Source organism: Nocardia carnea (assembly GCF_029868855.1).
Lineage (GTDB): Bacteria > Actinomycetota > Actinomycetes > Mycobacteriales > Mycobacteriaceae > Nocardia > Nocardia carnea_A.
This window is the reverse complement of sequence record NZ_JARWOV010000301.1, coordinates 1-5,675: the sequence shown is the minus strand read 5'-3', so window position 1 is coordinate 5,675 and position 5,675 is coordinate 1. Positions and strand designations below refer to the sequence as shown.

Here is a 5,675-nt window from a genome sequence, read left to right as displayed (position 1 = left end):
AGGTGTCTGCGCGGTGCAGCTGTTTCCCGGATCGCTGGCCCCGGGGGCGCCTCGTGCCCTGTTCGTCTTCTCCCAGCTCACCGCCGGATTGGTCGTACGTCCCGCGCAACTCGCCGGTGCCGCACCGTTTCCCACGGCATTTCTGGTCGGCCTGTTCGGCGCAGTGGTTTTCGCGGCCACCGTCACGGTGCTGGTACGTACGCAGCGCACGGAACACGCACTCACCGAAGCCGACGAGACAGCGCTACGCGAACTGCTGAACAGTCCGGACCCCACGGGTTCGACCGATTATCTGGCGACCCGCCGCGACCGCGGAATCGTTTTCAGCCCGAACGGCCGCGCGGCCATCGGCTACCGGGTGGAAGCCGGTGTCTGTCTGGCCCTGGGTGATCCGCTCGGCGCACGCGACTGCTGGCCCCAAGCGGTGGCGGCCTGGCAGCGATACGCGCGGCAGTTCGGCTGGCCGGTAGCGGTTGCCGGGGCCGGTGAAACCGGGATGCCGGTGTATCGCCGGGCCGGGCTGGATGCCGTGGCGGCCGGTGCGGAGGCCGTGCTGGATACCCGGACCTTCGCACTGACGACCCCGGAACTGCGACCCGTCCGCGACACCCTCACCCGGTTGCGCAAACAGGGTGTGACGGTGCGGATCCGGCGCCACCGCGATATCGGCACCGCGGAGTTCGCCCGCCTGGCGGTTACGGCCGAGCAGTGGCGGCGCACCGAAACCGAACGCGCCTACCCGCTGCCGCTGGGCCGGTTCGGCGACCGGCACGACGGTGATTGCCTGCTCGTCGAGGCGATCGACGCCGATGACCGCGTACTCGGCATGCTCTCCCTGGTGCCATGGGGCCGGACCGGGGCCACCCTGGAGCTGCTGCGCCGTGCACCGGCCACCACCGAGGACATCACCGACCTGCTCATCGCGGAATTCGCGCTGCGCGCCGAACAGCACGGCATCGAACAGGTTTCGCTGAGCTTCACCGTGTTCCGCTCGGTCTTCGAAGCCGCCGGTCGCCGAGGTCGGCCGGCACCCGTACGCGGTATCCGCGCGGCAGCGGTCGTAGTGCGCGACGGGGTGCGCGGCCTGCCGCCGGCGTTCTCCCAGTGGTGGCAACTCGACCAGCTGTACCGGTCGGCCATGCGTTTCCAACCGCGCTGGTCGGCCCGGTATGTCCTGTCCGCCGATCCGCGGGATCTACCGCGCATCGCCGTCGCCGCCGCCCTCGCCGAGGGGCTGCTACCGCGGCCGGCCGGTAACGCCGGGGCCTTCACCCACACCGGCTGCCATCGCGCTGTTCCCGAGCGCACTGCAGCGACACCACCCGTTGCCGCCACGAAGGCGGAAGCCGATCCGGCGCCCGCTCAGGATCTCCGGCCCGAGCAGGTCCGGGTGCGCACAGACAAACTGGACCGGCTCGCAGGCGCGCATATCGACCCCTATCCCCCGCCCTTCCCGCCGACCCACACCGTGGCCGCAGCCCGGCGGGTACCTCGCGGTACCACCGTGCGGATCTCCGGCCGATTGCTACGGCTGCGCGACTGCGGGGGTGTGCTGTTCGCGGTGATCCGCGACTGGACCGGCGATATCCAGCTCCTGCTCGACCGGGAGCGGCTCGGCGCGGCGCGCTGTGCCGAGTTCGGCGAACTTTTCGACCTGGGTGACCTGATCTCGGTGAGCGGAAAGCTCGGATACAGCCGGCGCGGCGAATTATCGCTCCTGGTGGCCGATTGGCGGATGCTGGCGAAATGCCTGCACCCCCTGCCGGACAAATGGCACGGTCTCACCGACCCCGAGGCGCGGAAGCGGCGCGGATATCTGGACCTGATGATCGATCGAGAGGCCCGTGAGCTGCTGGCCCGGCGAAGCGCGGTGCTGCGCACACTGCGCGATGCCCTGCACGACGGGGGTTTCCTGGAGGTCGGTTCGCCGGTGCTGCAGCCCGGCCCCGGCACGGGGACGGCGCGAAGTATGCGCACCCATATCGACGCCGACAACACCGATCTGCACCTGCGTCTCGGCCCGGAACCGGCGTTGAAGCGACTGTGTGTCGGCGGTGTGGAGAAGATCTTCGAGCTCGGGCCCGGTTTCCGCAATACGCGCGCGAACGCCCGGCACCTACCCGAATTCACCCTGCTGGAAGCCTATGAGGCCCACAGCGACCATCAGCGGATGATGGCACTGTGCCGCCGGCTGGTCCAGCAGGCCGCGCTGGCCGCGAACGATTCGATGGTCGCCATGCGGCCGCGGCCGGACGGTTCCCTGGAAGCCCTCGACCTTTCCGGTGAGTGGCGGGTGCGATCGCTCTACGAGGCACTGGGGCGGGAAACCGGCACCGAGATCACGCCCGACACCGGCATGCCGGAGCTGCGCGACCTGTGTGAAAAGGCCGATATCAGCTGCCGGCCCGGCTGGGACCACGGCCGTATCGTCTACGCGCTCTATCAGCGATTGGTGGTCGAGACCACCTACGAGCCCACCTTCTACACCGATTTCCCCAGTACCGTCTCGCCACTCGCGCGCCCACATCGCCGACGGGCCGGTGTGGCCGAACGGTGGGATCTCGTGGCCGGTGGGATCGAGCTGGGTACCGGGCGCAGCGAACTGACCGATCCGGTGGAACTGCGTCGGCGTTTGACCGCGCGGGCCCGCTCCGCCGCCGACGGCGGAGCGGCGATCACGGGGCTCGACGAGGAATTACTGTGCGCCCTGGAGCACGGAATGCCGCCGACCGGCGGACTGAGTCTGGGCATCGAGCGCGTGCTCATGCTGCTGACCGGACGCACGATGCGGGAAACGCAGACCTTCCCGTTGGTCCGGCAACGCTGAGGGTTACCCACCCAGGAACCGGCCAGATCCGGGAACACGAGGTTTCCCAACCGCGAAACGGGGAAGTACCGTGTAGCCACCCGGCCCCAGGAGGAGGGGCCGCACACCATTTCGAACGGGGTTGACTTTGAGTTATCTGGATCTGCTCTCCCACGCGAGCCAGGTGGACTATTCCGCCTGGGCCGATACCGATGTGCTGGCCTCTGCGGTCGATCTGGAAGCACGCCGCAAGAGCAAAGGTAAGGGCGGCGGGGGCGGCTTGATCTTCGGACTGATCTGTCTGGTGGTCATCGTGGCCATCGTCGTCGTGGTCGTCGTGATGATGCGGAAGAAGAACTCGGGTGGTGGTTCGCAGGGCGGCCAATTCCCGGGTCAGCCTCCCCAGGGCGGCTACCCGCAAGGCGGCGGTTACCCCCAGCAGGGTGGTTACCCGCAGCAGGGCGGTTACCCCCAACAAGGCGGATATCCCCAGCAAGGCGGCTACCCGCAACAGGGCGGCTACCCCCAACAAGGCGGCTACCCGTCGGACCCCAACAACCCGAACCCCCCGCAGGGCGGCCAGCCGCCGTACCCGCCGGCCGGTCACTGAGCTTCACCGGACTTATCGGGTAGAAGAGCCCGGTACGCAGCGTGGCGTACCGGGCTCTTCGCTGTTTCGCCGTCTACCGGCAGGAGACCAGCGGTGCGAAACCGCCTGCGTCTCCAGGCCCGCCCGTCCCGGGAGGGGGCAAGTTTTTCCTCGGTTATCGGTCCGACGACGAGTGCGACCGCATCGCCGACAGGCGCCGAACGGTGTCGGCGCCGCGCGGTATCCCGGCCACGAGTTCCGCCGGCCGACTCCACGGACCGGTCATCCTCTCGGTACTCCGACCACCCGGTTCGGTTCGTCGCCCGCGGCCGCCATGCGGCAGAGTAGACCCGTGCAGTTGATACTTGTTCGCCATGCCCAGCCGCTCCGGGTCGACAACGCCGGTGAAGCCGCCGATCCAGGGTTGGCCCCGATCGGCGTGGAGCAGGCCGAACGAGTGCCGGCCGCGCTGGATCACCACCGGATCGTCCGGGTGGTCAGCAGTCCGCAGCGGCGGGCCCGGGAGACCGCCGCACCGACGGCCGCGAAACTGGGCCTCGACGTCGAAATCGTGGACGACCTGGCGGAATACGACCGCGAACTACCGTCCTATATCCCGATCGAAGACGCGAAGCTGGAATTCCGCGACACTTACGACCGGATCAAGGAAGGTCACCTGCCGCTGCAGATCGATGCCGAGGCCTTCCGGCACCGGGTGCGCGATGCGATAACCGATATCGCCGCCACCACGGCCGCGGCCGATACCGTGGTGATATTCGCCCACGGCGGAGTCATCAACGTGACCCTCCAGGACATTCTGGGCCTGGCCCGGCCGCTGACCTTCCCCATCGACTACTGCTCGATCACCCGGGTGCTGTTCTCGCGCACCGGCCGCCGCAGCGCGGCGACGGTGAACGAGAACGGCCACGTATGGGAGTTGCTCCCCCGCAATATCTCGAACGGTTGATCAGGCCATGCCCGCGATCCAGTTGTGCATCCAGGTCAGCGCAGTCTGGCCGCCGCCCACCCGGTAGCTGCCGTAGGCGTGGTGCGATTCGGAGCGGTAGAACGCTTCGAGGTCCTTGAACCGCTGCTCGTTGGCGCCTTCGGAAAGCTGTGCCTGCAATGTGGGCACGCCGCCGTATTTCATCACGTCGTTGACGATCGCCGCGGCCTCGAGCTGGTAGCGCCAGAGGTTGGCCGGGTTGGCGTCGGAGCTCTGCGCCAGGAAGCCCGCGAAGCGGGTGACGAAATCGTCTTGCGCGGTCGCGCAATAGAGATCGTTGGGAATGCACACGGTACGAGTGCGGTCGCTGAGCCAGCCGAATCCGCCGATCCGCGGCCCGGCGGCGCCGGCACCGGGCGCATGGGGGCCGACCTGGATATCGGCGGCGGCCCGGCGCGGATCGGAGATCAGCCCGACCCCCGACATCCGTTCCGGCCGGATGGGGCCGAGTCCGGTACCGATCTCGGCCGCGAGATCACCGGCGGCGTGCGCCCCCTGGCTGTAGCCGACCAGGGCGACCTTGGTATTCGCGCACCGTGCGGTCATATCGGTGATCAAGCCGCGCGCGTTGTCGACGGCCTCGTTCTTGGACCGCCCGTAGACATCCCCCTCCCAGGGGAACGCGGTGGCCGCGTAGCTGACGTAATCGACCTTCGCGGAACGGGGCAGCCCGTCGGTGACATCGGCCAGCATGCCCGGCCCTGGGGACTTTTCGTTCCCGGTTTCCCATGTCCCCGGGATCGCCACCACATAGAGGCTGGGGCACCCGGGCGCGGCCGTTGCCGTCGCTCCTGCGGCTACCAACCCCGACGCGACAGCCGCACACGCGCCCAGCGCTGCGGCAACCCTCTTGAACTGCATACTGCTCCAGTCACCCTGGCCCCTGTGGGGCGCTCCCGAATCCGCCGTCGCGAGGTGCCGAACCGGCCGACGGCCGCCGATGCGTAACAGGTGAACAACAACTAGGCGTCACGAGTACACGATCAGGTCACGATCAGGCGCCGGACCACACCGGAGATAACAATAGAGCTACACCAGACCCACCGCCAGCCGAACCGCACGGAGATCACAAACGAGCCGAACAGCGTCCCGGGACAAACGACGGGGGGGGGGGGGGGGGGGGGGGGGGGGGGGGGGGCCGCCGCCGGGGGGGGGGGGGGGGGGAAAGCGCGCGCCCCCGCCCGCGGGGGCGGGGGCGCGGCCGCGGGGGGGGGGGGGGGGGGGGGGGGGGGGGGGGTGGGGGGGCGGCGGGGGGGGGCGGGGCCCCCCCGCCG

5 protein-coding genes are annotated in these 5,675 nt (G+C 69.3%); 3 read left to right on the top strand and 2 right to left on the bottom strand.

What is annotated here, in order from left to right:
* The 3 genes from lysX to QH195_RS31010 all read left to right on the top strand — a co-directional run.
* Positions 1-2,827, top strand: a 2,827-nt coding sequence (lysX, locus tag QH195_RS31020) for a bifunctional lysylphosphatidylglycerol synthetase/lysine--tRNA ligase LysX (RefSeq protein ID WP_280437986.1), incomplete at its 5' end; no start/stop codon positions are given.
* A gap of 127 nt (positions 2,828-2,954) precedes the next feature.
* Entirely contained in the window at positions 2,955-3,416 is a 462-nt protein-coding gene (locus QH195_RS31015; RefSeq protein ID WP_280437985.1) for a hypothetical protein, read from the top strand.
* Between the two features lie 331 nt (positions 3,417-3,747).
* On the top strand, positions 3,748-4,362 hold the full coding sequence (locus QH195_RS31010) for a histidine phosphatase family protein (protein WP_280437984.1): 615 nt from the start codon (positions 3,748-3,750) through the stop codon (positions 4,360-4,362).
* On the opposite strand, the gene QH195_RS31005 is transcribed toward QH195_RS31010, so the two are convergent.
* Positions 4,363-5,262, bottom strand: a complete 900-nt coding sequence (locus tag QH195_RS31005) for a cutinase family protein (RefSeq protein ID WP_280420585.1) — start codon at positions 5,260-5,262, stop codon at positions 4,363-4,365.
* A 122-nt stretch (positions 5,263-5,384) separates the two neighbouring features.
* Positions 5,385-5,675, bottom strand: a 291-nt coding sequence (locus QH195_RS31000; RefSeq protein ID WP_280437983.1) for a hypothetical protein, incomplete at its 5' end; no start/stop codon positions are given.

What these genes read in the sequence shown, in the direction of transcription:
- QH195_RS31005 (WP_280420585.1), bottom strand. Translation starts at nt 5,262, where the DNA reads ATGCAGTTCAAGAGGGTTGCCGCAGCGCTGGGCGCGTGTGCGGCTGTC.